Below are 17,559 nucleotides of genomic sequence, written 5' to 3' on the forward strand. Positions count from 1 at the left end.
CCACAGTACGGCAAACTGCACCCCCATAATCCACATTAGAATAATCTGACAGATAGCTGTCAAAGCTCCTATCCAACTCTTGATCGCTAGATAACTGGTTGTACTCTGAGCAAAATCCTGAAATTGCCCTATTAAGAGTGAATTGTCCCCTAGTCCTCGGCGGAGTTGTCTGGCAAAAGTCGGTGCGGTAGCCAGCATATAGATAAAAATCAGTAGCGTCAGCCCAATATTTGAGAAGATACTTATTAGTGATGAGATAAAAGACAGTACCAACTGAATAATTCGCTCGGGCTGAAACCATTGCAAAGATTGAATATCTTCCGATTCTACGCCTCGCTCGTTGAGCCATTGCCACAAATTATTAAGCTGTGCTTCTATTTGGTTAACATAGCTAGGTAATACATCTGCAAGCTGTTCAAAAGAGATAGTAAAAAAGAAAACAAAGAATGCCCCGACACTAAGAACGATAAACAGCACGATAGTATATGCCAGCCAGTGAGGGAAACCGCGCCTTTTAAGCCACATCATTATAGGATATGTCACCAGTACGATGAACAAAGAAAGCAATATAGGACTTAACAAGCCTGACATCGCTTTAAGCCCTGCCACGATTAGTACTAAGCTAGCAATACCTATTAGTAACGAAGTAATGCTGCGCTTTTGGGTTTTCATAAATGCTTTCTCTTTTTTGGCTATTTTTATGTTATGTCTGATAAATACTTTTCATAATATACTTTTATTCTCAATCGCTCGAAAAGTCAGTATTATCGATAAGATTGTGTTTGAACTGTTTCAATGCTTTCCAAAGTGATTTGATTTTTTTGTTAGCTTCCTCTGGCGGAATTTTGCCGTTAGTTTCTAGGCTGCATACGTATGATATCTTCTGAGCGAATTCTTGAATATTAGCATTGAAGGCTAAATTGTTCGGGGTAAATTCACCGTGGTAATTGTGAACTGGATACAAAAACTTATTTAAGTCCTTTTTTTGCTTATCTGTATTTGCCATTACTAATTCGCCGATCGCATCGAGTATATTCGCCTTTAGCTTAAGGAAACGGGTTCAAAATTTACTCCCTCTTTAGTAATAAACATAGTTGAAATTGAGTCGGCAAAATCAATAGCGAAAATCTACGATCTTTTTATTTGATTGCACCTATCTAGCTATAGAGTTTTGATTTGGTGTAACAGTTATATACTTGATGCCAGTAACCTAGATTTGAGATGCCTATAACAATCAACTGGTTTTTTATTTACGGTACAGTATCTTTAGTAGTTCACATTTTGGGAATTGCTAATGCTGCTCATGCGGTTATGAATGTTCGCTCTTCTAGAGGCGCGATCGCCTGGGCAATTTCTTTGATTACCTTTCCGTGGCTGGCTATTCCCCTGTATTGGATTTTTGGTCGGAGCAGATTTCAGGGCTATAGCGAAGCTATACGTCAAGTTTACCAACAACACGAGGATATAGTGGGTCGTGCCTACGACGAAATATTAGAGTTTAAAGTAAAGTTACCCGATCGCTTATCTAGCGTAGAAAAGTTAATTAGTAGCGTTAGCGACCTGACTTTTACCAATAATAATACGATTGCACTCTTGATTGATGGCAAGCAAACTTTTAGTCAGATGTTAGAGGAGATTGACAAAGCGCAAGACTACATTCTGCTGCAATCTTACATTGTTAATGACGACGAAATTGGCAATAAGTTTAAAGATATTTTGATTGCTAAGGCTATAGAGGGTGCAAAAATTTATGTAATTTATGATGAAATCGGCTCAAATAACCCTCTTTTGTCAGACTCCGAAAACTTTTGTCATTTCAAAAATCTAGAACCTTTATATAGAAAATAATTATTTTGATTTGATTATTTCGCGATTAACTGCTTAATTTTACTGAATTTTTCAATACTACATTTTGACGTGCGGAAGGTGGGTTTCCCGACTTGAGCAAACTGTCGAACCCGAAGGGCTACTTGCTACTAATGAAGCCAATCACTCTGACTGTCCTAGTTCAACCTTGTACGGCTATATATTGCCAGCACTGAGTTGCAATTTCCCAATCTTCTTCTGTATGGATAACTAATACCCTAACTTGAGAATCTGAGATGGCGATATCTTCATTCATCGGACAAGCATTATTTTTATCTATATCTAGGTGTAAACCCAAAAAAGCAAATTGCTCACAGGTTTTGGCTCTTACCTTGGCTGCATTTTCCCCTACACCTGCGGTAAATACCAAAGCGTCTAATCCTCCCAACGATGCTATCATTGCCCCGATACTACTTCTGAGGCGATGGATATAAATATCAAAGGCTAATTGTGCTTGTTCTTCTCCTTCGGCACTAGCTGCTAAAATTGCTCTCATATCGGCGGATATACCTGAAACTCCCAGTAATCCAGACTCTTTATTTAATAATTGATTTAATTCATCTCCATTTAAACCATATTCTCGCATTAGATACAGCAAAATTTGGGGGTCAATTGAACCGCAGCGCGTCCCCATCATTAAGCCTTCCAGGGGAGAAAAGCCCATTGTCGTGTCGATACAAATACCATTGGCAATGGCAGCTAATGAACAACCATTTCCTAAATGACAGGTAACTATTTTTAAAGAGTCTAGAGATTTATCAAGAATTTGAGCCGTTTTGGTCGCGCAATATTGATGACTAATTCCATGAAAACCATAACGTTGAATCCCCCGTTGAAACCATTCATAGGGTAGAGGATAAACTTTAGCAGGTTTGGGTATTTGACGGTGAAAAGCAGTGTCGAATACGGCTATTTGATTAACTTCAGGGAGGATTTTGGCGATCGCATTTATCCCTTCGAGATGAGCAGGATTATGATTAGGAGCGAGGGGAATTAAATCAGCGATCGCATTTTTAACTTCAGATGTAATTATCGTCGGCTGGGAATATTCCGCACCTCCATGAACTACCCGATGACCAACGACATCTATTTGCTCTAGGTTATCTAAAACTTTAGTTGACCCTTGGACAAGAGTTTTCAGCATTATTTCTAAAGCCTGGTTACGATTAGCTAACTCAATCTGTTGTTGAACACCATTACTTTTAACCATCAAGCTGCCAAAATCTGCAGCAATCCAATCTATATGCGCTGACCATAAGGGTTCTGGTGGCTGTTGAGGTAATTCTGTTTCCAATCTGTAAAGGCAACTTTTTTGACTACTTGAACCAGCGTTGAGGACTAAAATGTACATGAATTTAGTTGCTCTCGATAGAAATAATTGCTAAATTCATTTTAAAAAATAAACTTTCCAAATCTACCCCGATCACTGTTAATTGTTAAAGATATTCATCTAATTCGCGCCCGCCAGCGTTTTTGATACAAATCAATGACTACATAGGGAGGTAATATTTCTGGGTCGAGAACTGAAGTTAGATAAGGCGGCTTTTCCTAAAGGATAAGCTTCGCAAATGGGTAAGAATCTTCTTACCCAAAACGCGCCGTAAGAATGCCAGATCTTACCTTTTCTGATTTCAATTAAACGAAGAGTAACACTAGGAGTCTTTTTTGTTCCAGAGCCGATTTGAATCAAGCGATCGCGTAAACTATAACTATCGGTAAAAACCTGTTGATATTCAATGGCAGCATTAATTTTCATGCGGGTAATAAAATGAACTCCGCCCCAGCAATTCTCATTATGAAAATGACGATCGCTATTTCAAAGAAGATGAGTTCAATTAAACCCAATTCTTTCGTGAGCCAATTGAATTTTACTGGTTTGATTTCTCATTTAAGCTTGGGAGAAGCTATATTACAAAAACACTTCTAAAAAACGAAATTTTTGGCTGGATTAAAGATTTCTACTTCATACCAGTTCACCATTAAACTTAGTCTGCATCTGAGACAGAGCGATCGTTGTCTCTGTTCCACTTCGATCTTGGCAAACTTTTTGAATTACGTCTATGAGCTAGCTCATAGAAAGCAACAAGGGAATTTGTCACATTAAGAACAGAGATTTATAGGTTCGAGATTAACTTTCTTATGGAGAAGCAAAATGACAATTAAGAAAAATCCTTATCTAGAACTAATGGAAATTCCCTCTGGATGCCTCAACATCATGGGTTATGCCGATGAATCAGAAGTTAATGGTCCTGGATATCGGGCTGTAATCTGGGTGCAGGGATGCTTGCGAGAATGTCCTGATTGTTTTAAGATCGGCATCATTCAGAAATAGCGATCGCACATTATTCACTTACAATAAGCTTGCTAGAGTGAAGAAAGACCTCAAATTATGCTTAAAACTTAGATGAGACTTTTATTGGTAGACGATGATGAAGTGTTAGTAGATGCCCTGGCTAACCATCTCATCTCTCAAAGATATGCGGTGAATATTGCTACAGATGGCGAAGAAGCATGGGAATATATTGCGCTTTTTAACTACGATTTGGTGGTTTTAGATGTGATGCTGCCCCAAATTGATGGCATCAGCCTGTGTAAAAAAATTCGCGCTCGCGATTATAGTATGCCCGTTCTGATGTTAACCGCGCGCAATTGCAGCACCGATATTATCGAAGGTTTTAATGCGGGAGCTGATGATTATCTAGTTAAACCGTTTAATTTTGACGAGCTGACGGTGCGAATTCATGCCTTGCTGCGTCGAGAAGCACAAGCTTTATCTTCGGTATTTATGAAGATGGGTCTCACTTCAACTAAGTTAGAATGGCGAGATTTGATTGTTGCACCTATCTCTGAAAATGCCCATGAATTCTCCACCTCCACTGTTTTGTAGGGACTACCCTACTGCTTGATTTCGGATAGTGACAGAAGAGGGATAATTGTGGACTCAGTTAACGATTGCGAAGCTAGCCAAAATCATCGCATGATTCATGCAAGAGGTCTAATGACCAAAGAAGTTATTGCTTCGATTACAGGGCGAACCCATGTACTGAAAGCATTATCTATAGTCAACATTTAGAGAATTGGTATAAGATCGATTTTTAACTACGAAGTATCAAAAAAATGGCTTCAGACCTCATCAAAAGAACCTCAATAAAATTATCCTGCCAGCTTAGACATATAGGTAGAATGAAGTAATGCTTTAGCGTGGGGATATTTTTCTGAAACCATTTTTCCAGTAATCAGGCAATGGCTAACATTTTTCTGAGAAGGTAATTCATACATCAGATCTAACATTAATTCCTCAATTATTCCGCGTAAAGCTCTAGCGCCAGTTTTGCGTCGATAGGCTTCAGAAGCGATCGCTCTTAAAGCATTTGCTTCAAATTCTAGCTCAACGTTATCGAGCCGCAAAAGTTCTTGATATTGTTTGGTTAAAGCATTGCGAGGCTTAGTCAAGATATCCAGTAAAGCTTCTTCTGTAAGAGGATTTAAGGTCGTTACTATCGGTAATCTGCCGATAAGTTCAGGAATCAAGCCAAATTTAACCAAATCATCAGATTCAAAATGTTGCATCAGATTATCTTCTTGAGTTGGATGTAACTTAACTTTTTCGCTCTTGACAAACCCAATCGATTTTTTATGACTGCGTTGTCCGATAATTTTTTCTAGACCAACAAAAGCACCACCACAGATAAATAAAATATTACTAGTGTCAATTTGAATACATTCTTGATTAGGATGCTTGCGTCCTCCTTGGGGAGCTATGTTAGCTATAGTACCTTCTACTATTTTCAACAGTGCCTGCTGTACCCCTTCTCCCGATACATCACGGCTAATTGAGGTATTTTCGCTTTTGCGCGTAATCTTATCGATTTCGTCAAGATAAATAATTCCTTTTTCTGCTTCGGCTACATCAAAATCAGCATTTTGTAGTAATCGTAACAATACATTTTCTACGTCTTCACCAACATAGCCTGCTTCAGTAAGAGTGGTGGCATCGGCTATGGCAAAAGGTACATGAAGCTGTTGAGCAAGAGTTTGGGCGATTAGGGTTTTTCCTGAACCAGTAGGCCCAATCAAAAGAATGTTAGATTTTTGTAACTTGATGGAATTTTGATTTACTTGATTGCGTTGAGCTTCAAGGATACTAAGACGTTTATAGTGGTTATAAACTGCTACAGAAAGAGTTTTTTTAGCTTCTTCTTGACCAATAATATATTCGTCTAAATGTTGTTTTAAGTCTTTTGGTTTGGGTAGTTGAGCTAAAGAAAAGGATTGATTTACTTCAGAATTAAGTTGATCGATACTATTGCTATTAATATTACTATAATTATTGCTATCACTATTATTTAGCGATTTTTCTAGCAGCAGATTATTGCACAAGCCGACACACTCATTACAAATATTAACCTTTCCTCCCGCAATAAGTTCACCAACTTGATTTTGTAAGCGATCGCAAAAAGAACATCTAAGTTGAAAGTCTTCCATTATCATGATTAATTTTGTTTGATTTAAAAAATATTTAATTATTACTAGTCAGTGAAAACGTGATTACTTACGTGATTGCTTAAGCCGCGTAAGGTAAGGCAGATATATTTGTTTCCCGATTAACAGTATTTCTGAGTACGTCCAGAAATTCTTGTTCAATATAAGGTTTGCTCATATAAGCACTTGCTCCTAAATGTAAAGCTAGTTGACGATGTTTATCGTTGATACGAGTAGTCAGCATAACCACGGGAATTGTTGAAGATAGAGGTTTTTTGCGTAGTTCATTGAGAAACTCAAAACCATTAAGTCTAGGCATTTCCAAATCACTAACAATTAAATCAACAGCAGGATTTTGTAATAGTAATTCCAGTGCTTCTTTGCCATCCCGCGCCTGTAGAACTCGATAACCAACTTTTTGCAGGGTAAGAGTTAAGGTTTTGCGCATCATAGCCGAGTCATCAACTACCAACACTGTGGGAACAGAAACATTAGTAGTTGCTAAATTTTGGTAAGTATTGATGACTGGTTCAAGGGCATTGTTAGATGTACTCTCCTTTTGCTGTTTAAAATTAGCTAGCAAAGCAACCGCATCGATCGCTGGAATTAGATTTCCATCCCCCATCACAGTACAACCATAAACATAGTCAAAATGAAAAACATCTCTAGCTAGAGGTTTGATTACCATTTCTTGCTCTATACCAAAACCTTCAACTTCTAGGGCAAAATTAGATTTTTCCGTGGGAATTATCAACATTGCCGAATCATTGGCTAGAGTTTTGTTTTGATTATTCAGGGTAGGATAACGATATTCTAGTAAATCGGACAGTCGATAAACTGGCAACAACTCGTCTCGCCAAGAGATGATCCTTTCTGTGCCTACTTGTTTGGTTTGGACACTTGTAGTGGGAATAATTTCTTGAATGCTAGCAATTGGTAAAGCAAGTAAATTTGTCTCGGCTGAACAGACTAACAATTTGGCAATGGTTAAAGTCAGTGGCAAACTTAAAGTAAAGGTTGTTCCTTTGCCTGGCGAAGAGTCAACCAAAACAGTTCCTTTAATCGCTTCTAGTTGAGAACGGACTACATCTAAACCAACTCCCCGTCCAGAAAGTTCGCTAACTTGATCGGCGGTAGAAAAGCCGGGTTCAAAAATATAATTCAGTAGCTGCTCTCGATCAATTTGGCTTAATTGATTCATGGATAACCAACCTTTATCTACTGCTCGTTGGGCAATTTTCATTAAATCTAAGCCCTGACCATCATCACTGATTTCAATTAGAGTCCGATTACCTTGATGAGCAGCATGAATAGTAATATTTCCTGTTGGAGACTTACCCTGTTGGCGTCGAAGTTCGGGGAGTTCTACACCGTGATCGAAAGCGTTGCGAATTAAATGTAGTAGGGGGTCATGAAGTTTTTCGAGGATGCCTTTGTCAACTAAAATATCTGTTCCCTTCATCTCTAAGTTGACAGGCTTTTGATACTGAGTTGATAAATCCCGCAAAGCTCGTGGAAAATGGTTTAACACATTTTCCAAGGGGAGCATCCGCGCCCACATTAATTCATTGCTTAATTTAGTCAAGATTTGCTCTTGCTGTCTGATGTTTTGATCGGATTGTCGAGTAAACAGAGCCAGATCTTCAACCGCTTCTTCTAACTGCATCATCTCTTCTAGTGCAGTCTGAATTGAAGAATGTTGATCGTCATAGTTATCCATTTCTAAAGAATCAAATAAGCGATCGCTATTCAATAGTTGATTTTTGATTGGAGAAGATCTTAAGGAAGAAAGATCAGTATCAGAGTTGGTACTGTTCAAGTTAGTGCTGGTGTTATCTGATAAACCTTCTAAGGCAGTAGTTAAATTTTGAAATTGTTCTAATCCCTGCTGAACTTTAAGTACAATTGCCTGTAAATGCTCTTGCTGTAATGCAAGACTATTACGATTTATTATTAATTCTCCTACTAAATTATTCATTTTTTCCAATCGATCAAGATTGACTTTTACCTTTAAGTTGGTAGTAGAATTAAATTTAGTATTAGATTTAATCTGGGTTTTTTGTTGAGAAGATTTAGAAGATTTTGTACTATGGGGATTTTTAAATAATAATGGCTGAGGAACTAGAGCAGAAGGTGTGGCAGAAAATTCTGGATTAGTTACAGTTTTTGTTTCGGTAAACACTTCTGATTCACAATCAAAGATTTCCTCTGTTAATAAATTATCTAGAGATTCATTTTCAACTTCTGATAGAGATAAGAAACTTTCTAAATCATCTAAAGACTGATCTAAACTGTTTTCATGAACTATAGTTGGTGTTACTGTTGATAATTGAGATCCAAAGGTAGTGGCAATAGTCTGATTTTGTTCTTGGGGAATATCGGCTTTCAGTGCTTTTAAAGCCTCTGAAGGACTACCTCCAGATTGGCGATCGCCTGCCAAAACTAATTCTCTAGCAACCTGAAAATTATCTAATGCCAGAGACATAATTTCCAAAATGCGATCGGGATGGGCATCAATAGCATCATTTATGGCTAAAGAAATCTCACCAAATCCAGGTAAACCTAAAATTTCGGCAAACCCGGCAAAAACTTCTGCCTGAGCGCGTAATTCTCCCTCAACTTCATGATTTTGAGGATTTTCTAACACCATCGCTAGACGTTCTATTCCTTGTGCTACATCTATTTCAAAGATAGAAGATACCATATCAACTCCCAGATCAGAGGAGCTGGGAATGTAGTTTTCAGCCTCTTTTAAAACGTCTGCCAGTCGGGTTTCTATTTTACTAAAAACCAGATCGGCACTAGCTAAAGCCGACTCTTCTGCAAAACTACCTTGGTTAATCTGTTGTTGTAATGGTTCTTTTAAACAATCATAAGCTTCAAGTAGCCAAGTTTCTAACTCTGTATCCAATTCTACTTTTTCGCTATAGAGTCCTCTTAAAATACTTTCTAAGCGATGTGCAATCATTGCCAGGGCATCTAGTCCCACAGTAGCTGCACCACCCTTAAGGGAGTGGGCAGAGCGCATTAAATCGTGAACTAAGGCGGGGCTAAGTTCTTGTTTTAAATTTAGCAATCCTGTTTCCAGTATCTGTAAAAGCTCTGGAGCTTCTTCTAGAAAAAATTGATAGGTTCGTTGGCGAATTTCTGAGTCAATCATAGGTCTTTAATTAGCTATAGGCTCTAAGCTCTATCTTTTTCGTTTTAATTGGTAATAAATAATTAATGGTTGGTTAATCCAACTCCCAACTTTGGTTACTAGGCTTTAAACCGACTTACACTTGCCTGTAAAATTTCCGCTACTGCTAATAGCTCTTTAGTCGAAGCTGATACTAGTTCGGCATCTGTTGAAGTTGTATTTGCCATGGAAGCAACTTCGGCAATAGTTTGAGTAATTTTTTGACTAGCTTCAGACTCTTCAACGGTTTCTTGGGCAATTTCGGCAATTCTACTACTTACCTTGTGACTGGAGATCGCAACTTGATTAAGACTCTGACGGGTTTCATCTACCAATTTAGTCCCAATAACTACTCGCTCAATACCTTCTTCCATTGCTTTGAATACTTCCTTTGTGTCTAGCTGAATGCTGGCTACTATTTTTTCAATTTCAGTTGTAGCTTCAGCCGATTGCTGTGCGAGAATTCTAATTTCTTCAGCTACCGTCGCAAAGTTATGTTCTTCTTCTCCTACACGAGATGCTTCCAAAGAGGCATTAAGAGCTAAGATGTTAGTCTGAGCAGCAAAACCACCGATTAAATTGACGACTTTAGAAATTTTCTGCGAGGATTCTCCTAATCGTTTGACCTTCTTAGCGGTTTCGGCGACTGTTTGGCGAATGTCCATAATTCCTGCGACGGTGCGATCCATTGCTACATCTCCAGTAGCGACGGTTTTTAATACTTCCTGGAAAGTCGTTTCCACCTCTTCAGTATTGATAGCAACAGCCTGGACTGACTTTGCCATGGCTTGAATTTGCTCTAAAGCAGCAGAGATCGCCTTGGACTGTTGAGTCGCTCTCTCGGCAAGAGATTGGGCAAATCCTTCACTGTTGCTGGTGGATACAGTCATTTGAGTTGTCGATTTTTTAACCTGTAGAACGATTTCTCGCAAGCTTTCGACAGTGGAGTTATAAGAATCAGCCAGAGTACCAATTTCTCCCTCCGTTACCGTAGCGCGAATAGTTAAGTCTCCTTCACTAATTGGATGTACCTCCATCAGCAAACTTAACGCTTGACGTTGTAATTCTTCCTTGGCGTCTTTTTGCTGCTGTAATACTTTGGTTCGCTCTGAGGCAAGTACGACGTGAGAAGTAAGTTGAGCAAAAAAGTCAACTTCTTTTTTTTGCCAGGTTCGCGACTTACTACATTGTTGAACTATTAATAATTTCTGACTTTGACAATCTTTCCCTGCATAAAAAGGAGCGATTAATTCAGCTTTAACATTGAATTTTTCCAACTGTTGAAGATGATTTTCCTCAAGATTGATAACATCAATACTAGAAATTACCTGTACTTTATTTGATTTATTATCGGCAAACAGCTGATCGAGATACTCTAAATGAGGATTACTTTCCTTTAAAAAGCTAGCAGATCTACCCATTGTAGATTCGGCGATAATTTCACCTGTACCATTTTTTTCTAGACGATAGACAATAGCTCGGTCTACTTTTAAAGCTAAGATAATTTCTCTCAAAGCTATTTGAAATAACTCTTGAGAATTACTTACTCGCGAAAGTTTAAGGGTTAACTCTTTGAGCCGCTTAGAACGCTCGGTTTCTTCTGCTTGATATTGCACAAATGTCCTTAACTTTTTCGCCATTTTATTAATATTAGTTCCCAAAACAGCTATCTCATCTGCTCCTTGGATCTCCAGCTTCGTACCTAACGCTCCTTGACCAATCTTTTCAACTGCTCCTGCTGCTTGAATAATTGGTAGGGTAGCTCGACGGGTAACGGTAGCAGCGATCGCTCCGATAATTAGAGCAGTTACACCGCTACCCAAAAGTAAAATCATGCGTAACTGTCTCAAGGCGGCAAACGCATCATTTGTTGGACGAGATAAGGCAATCTCCCAGCCTGGAGATTTTACTCCTGCAATATTGGTGATCGGCACAAGAGTTACTAGTACTTCTTCCCTACCATTCTCAGCCTCATCAGTCTCAATTTTTTTATCTAGCAGAATATCAGTAGCAATCAAACCCGACTCTCGGTTTTGACTGTTTATTTTGGTATCGATTTTTGTTTGTAGCTTGGCGAAATTGTCTAGATCCTCTTCAACTGGACCGCTGATAAATTCTGATTCATCAGAATCAAAAATGTATCTATCACTATCAATTAACTTGTATTCCCAGCCTTCTGCTTGAACATATTTAAAAATTTCCTGCCAATTCTTGAGAGGCATTTGTAAACGGACAACTCCAAGTACTTTATTTGTCTGGGGATCTAAAATTGGAGCAGCTACCACCAAGTTACTTTTGTTTGAAGACGAATGGATCTCTGGATCGTTGACTACAGGTGTTTTCAAAGAGATTGCTCGTTGAAAGTAATCATGATTACTATAATTTTCTTGAGCAGCGATTGGCTCCGAAGATTGAGACTGAAGCATTAGATTGCCATCAGCATCAAAAACGGCAACACTATCGTAATTTTCTAATGTGTGGTTGGCAATAAAATTGTTGAGAAATGCTGTTTTTTGTTCCTCTGTGGTTATCTCTTTGATTCGTGGATCAGCTAATAAAGGTGAACTAGAAACTGCATTGGCATCACTAACAACGCGATTGGTAAAAAGACTGACTTTTTGAGCAACATCTAAAGTTCGACTTTCTTGATCGCTAATGATTTGTTTGCTCAAGGAACGACTTGCCAACTGATGAGCAATTCCCCCTACTGCTGCCATCGGTATTATACTGATCGCTACGGCAAACAAAGTTGCTTTGCGTCGTAAACTCATTTGTTTCCAGTAACTAGTGACACGATTTATTAAAGAGCTATCTTTGACGATTGCAGGCTTGGCTTCAGAATCACTAGAAGAGTTAGGAATTTTAGAAATTGTAGTCTTTCTGACTGGAGAATTTTTGGTAGTTGAATTATCGCGATCGCTCTTATCAGCATAATCTGGGTCTAAAAGATTAGTAATCATGGGATTTACTTAGATAAACTATATACATTTGAGTTGGCTATGGATGAAAAATATACTAGAGATGAGAAGATGAGAGAATTGAAAGTAACCATATTTATCAGCGCAGCACTGATTAATTTTTAGGTTGAGATATTGCTTGGACAAGAGCATCTGGCTTTAAAACTGCTAGTAATTCTTGTTCGGACTTTAACCAATAACCCTGTAACAACTTTGCCAATTCTTTATTGTCAGGGGATAAAGAAGGAGGTTGAATTGAATTTATATTTAAGCGTTCAATGTTTCCTACTTGATTAACAACTACTCCAACTGCTTGGTTACTATTGGGAAAACGAAACTGTAAAATTGCTGCTGTATAGCTTGAAGCCGAGACTTGTTGACCTAAAGGCTGAAGCCCGATTAAGTATCCTAAATCTATTAGCCAAAGAATATTGCCTTGCCAATTATGAGTACCCATGATCCAGGGTGACATATAAGGCATGGGTGTAATTTGCTCTGTGGAGATGTTCAATACTTCGCTAATCTCCTTGATTGGCAGTAGGGCAACTGTCTCAGGACTAATATTTAGTCGCAAAAACTGTTGTTGTTGAGCTAAAGTCGAGTCAGAAGACGGTTGATCGGGGGGTGCTGGTTTCGCATTACCGTAAAATAAAGCTGTTTCTCCTGACTTGATGGAAAGATTAGATGCCATTTGAATGTGTTCTCTCTGAATTATAAGAAGATTTAAGCGGGAACTAGTTGCCCAATTGTTTGCAGTAATTCATTGTCAGCCAATGGTTTGGTAAGATAAGCAGCAGCACCCTGCCTAAGTCCCCAGAACTTATCGAGTTCAGTTGTTTTACTAGAGCAGAAAATAATTGGGATTTTACTCATTTCTGGATTAGCTTTAAGATAACGGCAAATTTCAAACCCACTTCGTCCTGGAAGAATAACATCGAGAATAATCACATCAGGTCGACAACTAGCAATTTTGGCTTGAACTTCCTCTCCATTGTCAATGGTTTGAACTTTAAAGCCAGCACGGTTTAAAATTAGAGCGATCGCCGTGCGTTCAACCAAAGAATCTTCAACTATTAAGACCTTGTTCATTATTTTTTTCTTTCTTGGGTAAATTGTTGAAATAGACGGCAGCCAATAGATGCCGGTTAAAAAAGCTAAAACTGAAGTTAAAATTCAAAATTTTGTGGTTCATCTTACTATTGATAGAGCGTGAATTCAGCAATAAAGCGTCACATCCTCTCCACATTTTTCTGCTAAGTAAGTTAGGGACTTAAAACGTAAAGCAACTAGCTGTTCGTAAAAAGGATTAAGCTTACAAAGAGGTGGAATCGAAATAACTGTGTGGTTAAAAACTTTAATTTTGCGGGCAAAAGGACAACGAGCAGGTATTATTCGGCAAATCAAATGAGCTAATAAAGGACTAGTAATTTCTATTGACTCAAACTGATGACGGACAAAATTTACGGCAGAAAAAACAATCGATATATTGTTCATAGTTCTACAAGAAAGTTATTTATTTAGAAAACTAGGTGATACTAGCTATTTAGGCTGCATTTTTGCTACCAGCCAAACCCGACGATGCACCAAGCTGTAGCTGACTAAGGGTGCAATGTCGCAGATGCTTATTGAGAACTTCTGTTACTGCTGCTGCATCTACTTTGTTTTTGCTCAAAAAACCCGAAGCGCCAACCACTTTTGCCTTCAAGCGATCGATCACGCCATCGTTTCCTGTCAAAATCACAATTGGAGTATTGCGAAAGTGAGAAATTCGTCGTAATTTTTCGCACACTTCGTAACCATTAGTGTTGGGCATCATTAAATCTAAAAAAATTAGATCTGGTTTGAGAGCTAACAAAACACTAAAAGCCCTTAAGGGATCGTTAATCCCAGTAAATCGATAGCCTTTATCCGTTAGAAACTTTTCCATAGAGTTACAAATTAAGGGACTATCATCAACACAGGCTATTAAAGGCTGTTCAATGGCAGCAGTAACTGTAGGCAACACAGGAACTGGCAAATCGGGAACGTTAATTAATTCAACTAATCCTGATTGAATATAGGGCAGTAAAAAGCAAGTAACAGTTAAGGGTTTGCGCTCCATCTGAATCCCCAAATCTCTTATGGTTTTTTGACCATCCAATAAATTACTCAGATTTTGAAAAACAGTAGCAGAAGTGCTTTGCTGCATTTGCTCTACCTGGCTAATTACTGGAGCTTGGTTAAGATTTAAGTTGTCTACTTGAGCTTTTTGCCAAGCAATTCGTTGTCGTTCAACTTCGGTAATTACTCGATTACCATCGAGTAAAATGATTCCTTTAGATGAAGAGGGAAGCTGTTTTAATTCATAATTAGTTTGTTGGCTTTGGGTAGCATCAAACCAAGTTTCTATCAGGGTTGACCAAACAATTTTAGTTGCTTGCTCACGAGTTATTTTTTGCTGCTGTACCCAAGAACACAGTAGCTGATATTGCCAGCATCGGTTGCCATCTTCCAGCGAAATTTCATCAGCTGCATTAGCTTCAGTTTCCCAATTGGCTACGTTAGAAATTTGTTCGGGAAGAAAAGCAGCTAGATTTCTATACCATCTTTTAACTGAATGAGGTCCTCCATTAGCATAAAAAACCTGACCTGAATGAAGATATACCGTCCATTTATTCCCTCTAGGATTGGTAAGTATTAATTGACCGCTAAATTTTACCTGCTTGAGATTAGTAAATAATTCAGTTTGAACTGATACGCTAAATTCTTTGCTCAAAGTGTTCTTATTATCAGGTGGTAGTGAATTGGAACTCGAAAGTTGTTGATTCATCGCTCTAATTTTAAATAATTTCTAATTCTAAAAAGAATGTTTCGTAGATGAAAATCTTGGCAGATAATTTAATTTGTAATGCTCTTATTTGTAATCGTTAGCAACTCAATTGGAGATCAGCCCAGACTCCTAGAGCAATGAATAGTTAATTAGGAGTCTTTATGCTTATAGGTTAGTCATGTGCCAGGACTATTTTGACCTGAAGTTTAGGCTATTCTTAGTCTTTGCTGTATTTCTTTGGGGTAAACAGTTGCTGATTCATTGTCAGCTTTTGCTACTGATCTACTTAGACTTGTAAAATGGTCGCTGTAATTGACAAACGGTAACTGATTGGCTGCTGCTTGAGTAGTAATTAAAGCTCCAGCAGGTACATATCTACCATCTCCAATTTCTACTCCCATAATTAATGCTTTGGGTTCAATAATGCAGTTTTTGCCGACAATTGCTTTGAAAATTAATGACTGCATACCAACAAAGGTATCTGCACCAATGCTAGCAGGGCCGTGTACTTGGCATTGATGAGTTAGAGATACGCGATCGTCAATATATGCACCATAAAACTCCCCTGCCACTTCTACTAATGTTTCTTCGACGAATTCCTGATGATAGTAAGCATCTAGAGCATGAAGCACTACACAGTCTTGGATTTTAACATCATTACCTACCCAAACGGGTTGACCCTCATAACCACGAATAGATGCAGCAGGAGCAACTGTAACTCTTTTACCGAGGTGAACATTGCCAGTGACAACAGCGAGAGGATGAACGCTAGCAGTTGGTTGAATTACTGGACTTTTCCCTGGAGAGTAGAAAGAAGCATCATTATTAGTTTGAGCATTTTGAAAGGGAATGAAATTCTTCATCAGAAATACCTTCTCTTGTGTTGTTGAAATTATTAAGCTTTTTGCAGATAGTAAAGTGTATATCTAGATCAGATGTTCCAAACTCTAAGGCTTTTCTGAACATATCTATCTTTATTTATCTAATTTGTAATCATCCTAGTTTGTCAAAGGTAACAAACTAGGGACAAAAAGGTACAAACGCCAAAAATAATCTACTTTATGAGTAGATTGGAAACAAATAATGAAAACTTACTTGCTGAAAGAAGATAAAAACTTGTTTCATCATTAAATTTCCAAAACTTTCAATATCGGCATTTATCTTAAATAAAATAAACATAACTTCATTTTTGTTCTTTGATTTAGAATTGCCTTTTTTAAGCCCTCCAGGAGATTCATTCTAATTTTCAGAGATTCTAGTTTTTCTTCTTGTTGTTTTTTTTTACAGGTAATTGCTTTTTCTACTGGTTTTTGCCACTAATAGTAATTAATACCTAAAATTGAAGTTACTCGATCCCGATATTTTTCGATATTATCTACCGTCTTTTTTCTCATAAATTTAATTTTTGGATAAGTCTATTCTTGTTCCTAGAATGTCACTTTTTATGATTTATATTAGTGCTTATAAGTTAAGTCAACCTAAGTAAACCTAGAAATTCATGAACATCAATAGAACCCACAGATTAACTATTGTCGATAAAAAGTTCAAAATTTTCCAAGTTAACCATGCTCAAGAGCAAGCCAATTTAAAAATTGCTCAAAAAGATAATGTACTCAAAATTATCTCTCAAAATCAGCAAGAAGCAGCCTAAAGTTGCTCTGATTTAAAAAATCACATGAAATAAGTCAACCTAAGTCAACCTAAGTAAACCTAGAAATTCATGAACATCAATAGAACCCACAGATTAACTATTGTCGATAAAAAGTTCAAAATTTTCCAAGTTAAGCAGGCTCAAGAGCAAGCCAATTTTAAAATTGCTCAAAAAGATAATGTACTCAAAATTATCTCTCAAAATCAGAAAAAAGCAGCCTAAAGTTGCTCTGATTTAAAAAATCACACTGCTAGAACTTATTATTACTTAAAGATGTCTAAAAAGGCATCTTTTTTTATTTTGTAAAAATATAAAAAAAAAAGTATTAAAAAACTCACAACATCTATTATTTTTAGAGTGTGAGTATATATATTCAACTATGTTGAGGAATTCAATCAAAATACTTCATTAAATATAAAACCTAAATTGATAATTACTTGATGATTACTGTTTCGATTGATAAAAACTTATGGTTACATTGCTATGGGGTTTATTCATGTTTTTGTTTTTATGCTGCTTGTTTATATTCTTGTCCTATCCAGGGTAAGCGCAAGAAAAATTGAGCTGTAATATGCTGAGAGAATCCAGACTAAAGAGCTTGAAATACAATGTCACT

The 17,559-nt window shown here is 37.6% G+C and carries 16 protein-coding genes and 2 pseudogenes; 6 read left to right on the plus strand and 12 right to left on the minus strand.

Annotation, left to right across the window (positions count from 1 at the left end; all coding sequences use genetic code 11):
• Both C7B62_RS19100 and C7B62_RS19105 read right to left on the minus strand, forming a co-directional pair.
• A partial coding sequence (locus tag C7B62_RS19100; protein WP_146132142.1) for an AI-2E family transporter occupies positions 1-672 on the minus strand: 672 nt, incomplete at its 3' end.
• Between the two features lie 70 nt (positions 673-742).
• A complete protein-coding gene (locus tag C7B62_RS19105; protein ID WP_106240753.1) occupies positions 743-1,006 on the minus strand; it encodes a hypothetical protein in 264 nt (87 codons plus the stop codon).
• Positions 1,007-1,221: 215 nt separating this feature from the next.
• Between C7B62_RS19105 and C7B62_RS19110 the strand changes: the two genes are divergently transcribed.
• Positions 1,222-1,848: a PLDc N-terminal domain-containing protein gene (locus C7B62_RS19110; protein ID WP_106240756.1), complete on the plus strand. Its 627-nt coding sequence runs from the start codon at positions 1,222-1,224 to the stop codon at positions 1,846-1,848.
• A gap of 160 nt (positions 1,849-2,008) precedes the next feature.
• Here C7B62_RS19110 and C7B62_RS19115 read toward each other — a convergent pair whose 3' ends face one another.
• Positions 2,009-3,217, minus strand: coding sequence for an acetate/propionate family kinase (locus C7B62_RS19115; protein WP_106240758.1), 1,209 nt, complete (start codon positions 3,215-3,217; stop codon positions 2,009-2,011).
• 110 nt (positions 3,218-3,327) lie between these two features.
• Positions 3,328-3,676: pseudogene (locus C7B62_RS19120) on the minus strand (hypothetical protein); the annotation flags it as partial.
• A gap of 342 nt (positions 3,677-4,018) precedes the next feature.
• On the opposite strand from C7B62_RS19120, the pseudogene C7B62_RS19125 reads away from it, so the two are divergent.
• The 3 genes and pseudogenes from C7B62_RS19125 to C7B62_RS25830 all read left to right on the plus strand — a co-directional run.
• Positions 4,019-4,174 (plus strand): annotated as a pseudogene (locus C7B62_RS19125) (4Fe-4S cluster-binding domain-containing protein); the annotation flags it as partial.
• Positions 4,175-4,270: 96 nt separating this feature from the next.
• Positions 4,271-4,753 carry a response regulator transcription factor gene (locus tag C7B62_RS19130; RefSeq protein WP_233220048.1) on the plus strand — a complete coding sequence of 161 codons (483 nt, stop codon included), beginning with the start codon at positions 4,271-4,273 and terminating at the stop codon, positions 4,751-4,753.
• A 48-nt stretch (positions 4,754-4,801) separates the two neighbouring features.
• Positions 4,802-4,939: a hypothetical protein gene (locus C7B62_RS25830; protein ID WP_158260711.1), complete on the plus strand. Its 138-nt coding sequence runs from the start codon at positions 4,802-4,804 to the stop codon at positions 4,937-4,939.
• An 80-nt stretch (positions 4,940-5,019) separates the two neighbouring features.
• Here the strand turns inward: C7B62_RS25830 and clpX are convergent, their stop codons facing one another.
• The 8 genes from clpX to C7B62_RS19170 all read right to left on the minus strand — a co-directional run bounded on the left by clpX (position 5,020) and on the right by C7B62_RS19170 (position 16,155).
• Positions 5,020-6,357, minus strand: coding sequence for an ATP-dependent protease ATP-binding subunit ClpX (gene clpX, locus C7B62_RS19135; protein ID WP_106240761.1), 1,338 nt, complete (start codon positions 6,355-6,357; stop codon positions 5,020-5,022).
• Between the two features lie 73 nt (positions 6,358-6,430).
• Positions 6,431-9,508 (minus strand): response regulator, encoded by a 3,078-nt coding sequence (locus C7B62_RS19140; protein WP_106240763.1) that lies wholly within the window; start codon positions 9,506-9,508, stop codon positions 6,431-6,433.
• Positions 9,509-9,606: 98 nt separating this feature from the next.
• Positions 9,607-12,486, minus strand: coding sequence for a methyl-accepting chemotaxis protein (locus C7B62_RS19145; protein WP_106240766.1), 2,880 nt, complete (start codon positions 12,484-12,486; stop codon positions 9,607-9,609).
• A gap of 112 nt (positions 12,487-12,598) precedes the next feature.
• Positions 12,599-13,174 carry a chemotaxis protein CheW gene (locus C7B62_RS19150; RefSeq protein ID WP_106240769.1) on the minus strand — a complete coding sequence of 192 codons (576 nt, stop codon included), beginning with the start codon at positions 13,172-13,174 and terminating at the stop codon, positions 12,599-12,601.
• A 32-nt stretch (positions 13,175-13,206) separates the two neighbouring features.
• Positions 13,207-13,572 carry a response regulator transcription factor gene (locus tag C7B62_RS19155; RefSeq protein WP_106240773.1) on the minus strand — a complete coding sequence of 122 codons (366 nt, stop codon included), beginning with the start codon at positions 13,570-13,572 and terminating at the stop codon, positions 13,207-13,209.
• Positions 13,573-13,698: 126 nt separating this feature from the next.
• A complete protein-coding gene (locus tag C7B62_RS19160; protein ID WP_106240777.1) occupies positions 13,699-13,977 on the minus strand; it encodes a Mo-dependent nitrogenase C-terminal domain-containing protein in 279 nt (92 codons plus the stop codon).
• A 49-nt stretch (positions 13,978-14,026) separates the two neighbouring features.
• A complete protein-coding gene (locus tag C7B62_RS19165; protein WP_106240781.1) occupies positions 14,027-15,292 on the minus strand; it encodes a response regulator in 1,266 nt (421 codons plus the stop codon).
• Between the two features lie 206 nt (positions 15,293-15,498).
• Positions 15,499-16,155 (minus strand): carbonic anhydrase, encoded by a 657-nt coding sequence (locus C7B62_RS19170; RefSeq protein WP_106240785.1) that lies wholly within the window; start codon positions 16,153-16,155, stop codon positions 15,499-15,501.
• A gap of 635 nt (positions 16,156-16,790) precedes the next feature.
• On the opposite strand from C7B62_RS19170, the gene C7B62_RS25835 reads away from it, so the two are divergent.
• Together C7B62_RS25835 and C7B62_RS25840 are read left to right on the plus strand one after the other, a co-directional pair.
• Positions 16,791-16,943, plus strand: coding sequence for a hypothetical protein (locus C7B62_RS25835; protein WP_158260712.1), 153 nt, complete (start codon positions 16,791-16,793; stop codon positions 16,941-16,943).
• Positions 16,944-17,012: 69 nt separating this feature from the next.
• The gene (locus C7B62_RS25840) at positions 17,013-17,165 is read left to right on the plus strand and encodes a hypothetical protein (RefSeq protein WP_158260713.1); all 153 of its coding nucleotides are present in this window, start codon (positions 17,013-17,015) and stop codon (positions 17,163-17,165) included.
• Positions 17,166-17,559 lie beyond the last annotated feature (394 nt).

Origin of the sequence: Pleurocapsa sp. CCALA 161, from assembly GCF_003003995.1 — a bacterium.
GTDB lineage: Bacteria > Cyanobacteriota > Cyanobacteriia > Cyanobacteriales > Xenococcaceae > Waterburya.

Excerpts from the sequence above, each read along its gene's own strand:
- C7B62_RS25835 (WP_158260712.1), top strand. The coding sequence starts at position 16,791 with ATGAACATCAATAGAACCCACAGATTAACTATTGTCGATAAAAAGTTC.
- C7B62_RS25840 (WP_158260713.1), top strand. The coding sequence starts at position 17,013 with ATGAACATCAATAGAACCCACAGATTAACTATTGTCGATAAAAAGTTC.
- clpX (WP_106240761.1), bottom strand. The coding sequence starts at position 6,357 with ATGATAATGGAAGACTTTCAACTTAGATGTTCTTTTTGCGATCGCTTA.
- C7B62_RS19150 (WP_106240769.1), bottom strand. The coding sequence starts at position 13,174 with ATGGCATCTAATCTTTCCATCAAGTCAGGAGAAACAGCTTTATTTTAC.
- C7B62_RS19105 (WP_106240753.1), bottom strand. The coding sequence starts at position 1,006 with ATGGCAAATACAGATAAGCAAAAAAAGGACTTAAATAAGTTTTTGTAT.
- C7B62_RS19155 (WP_106240773.1), bottom strand. The coding sequence starts at position 13,572 with ATGAACAAGGTCTTAATAGTTGAAGATTCTTTGGTTGAACGCACGGCG.
- C7B62_RS19145 (WP_106240766.1), bottom strand. The coding sequence starts at position 12,486 with ATGATTACTAATCTTTTAGACCCAGATTATGCTGATAAGAGCGATCGC.
- C7B62_RS19165 (WP_106240781.1), bottom strand. The coding sequence starts at position 15,292 with ATGAATCAACAACTTTCGAGTTCCAATTCACTACCACCTGATAATAAG.
- C7B62_RS19160 (WP_106240777.1), bottom strand. The coding sequence starts at position 13,977 with ATGAACAATATATCGATTGTTTTTTCTGCCGTAAATTTTGTCCGTCAT.
- C7B62_RS19110 (WP_106240756.1), top strand. The coding sequence starts at position 1,222 with ATGCCTATAACAATCAACTGGTTTTTTATTTACGGTACAGTATCTTTA.
- C7B62_RS19130 (WP_233220048.1), top strand. The coding sequence starts at position 4,271 with ATGAGACTTTTATTGGTAGACGATGATGAAGTGTTAGTAGATGCCCTG.
- C7B62_RS19115 (WP_106240758.1), bottom strand. The coding sequence starts at position 3,217 with ATGTACATTTTAGTCCTCAACGCTGGTTCAAGTAGTCAAAAAAGTTGC.
- C7B62_RS19140 (WP_106240763.1), bottom strand. The coding sequence starts at position 9,508 with ATGATTGACTCAGAAATTCGCCAACGAACCTATCAATTTTTTCTAGAA.
- C7B62_RS19170 (WP_106240785.1), bottom strand. The coding sequence starts at position 16,155 with ATGAAGAATTTCATTCCCTTTCAAAATGCTCAAACTAATAATGATGCT.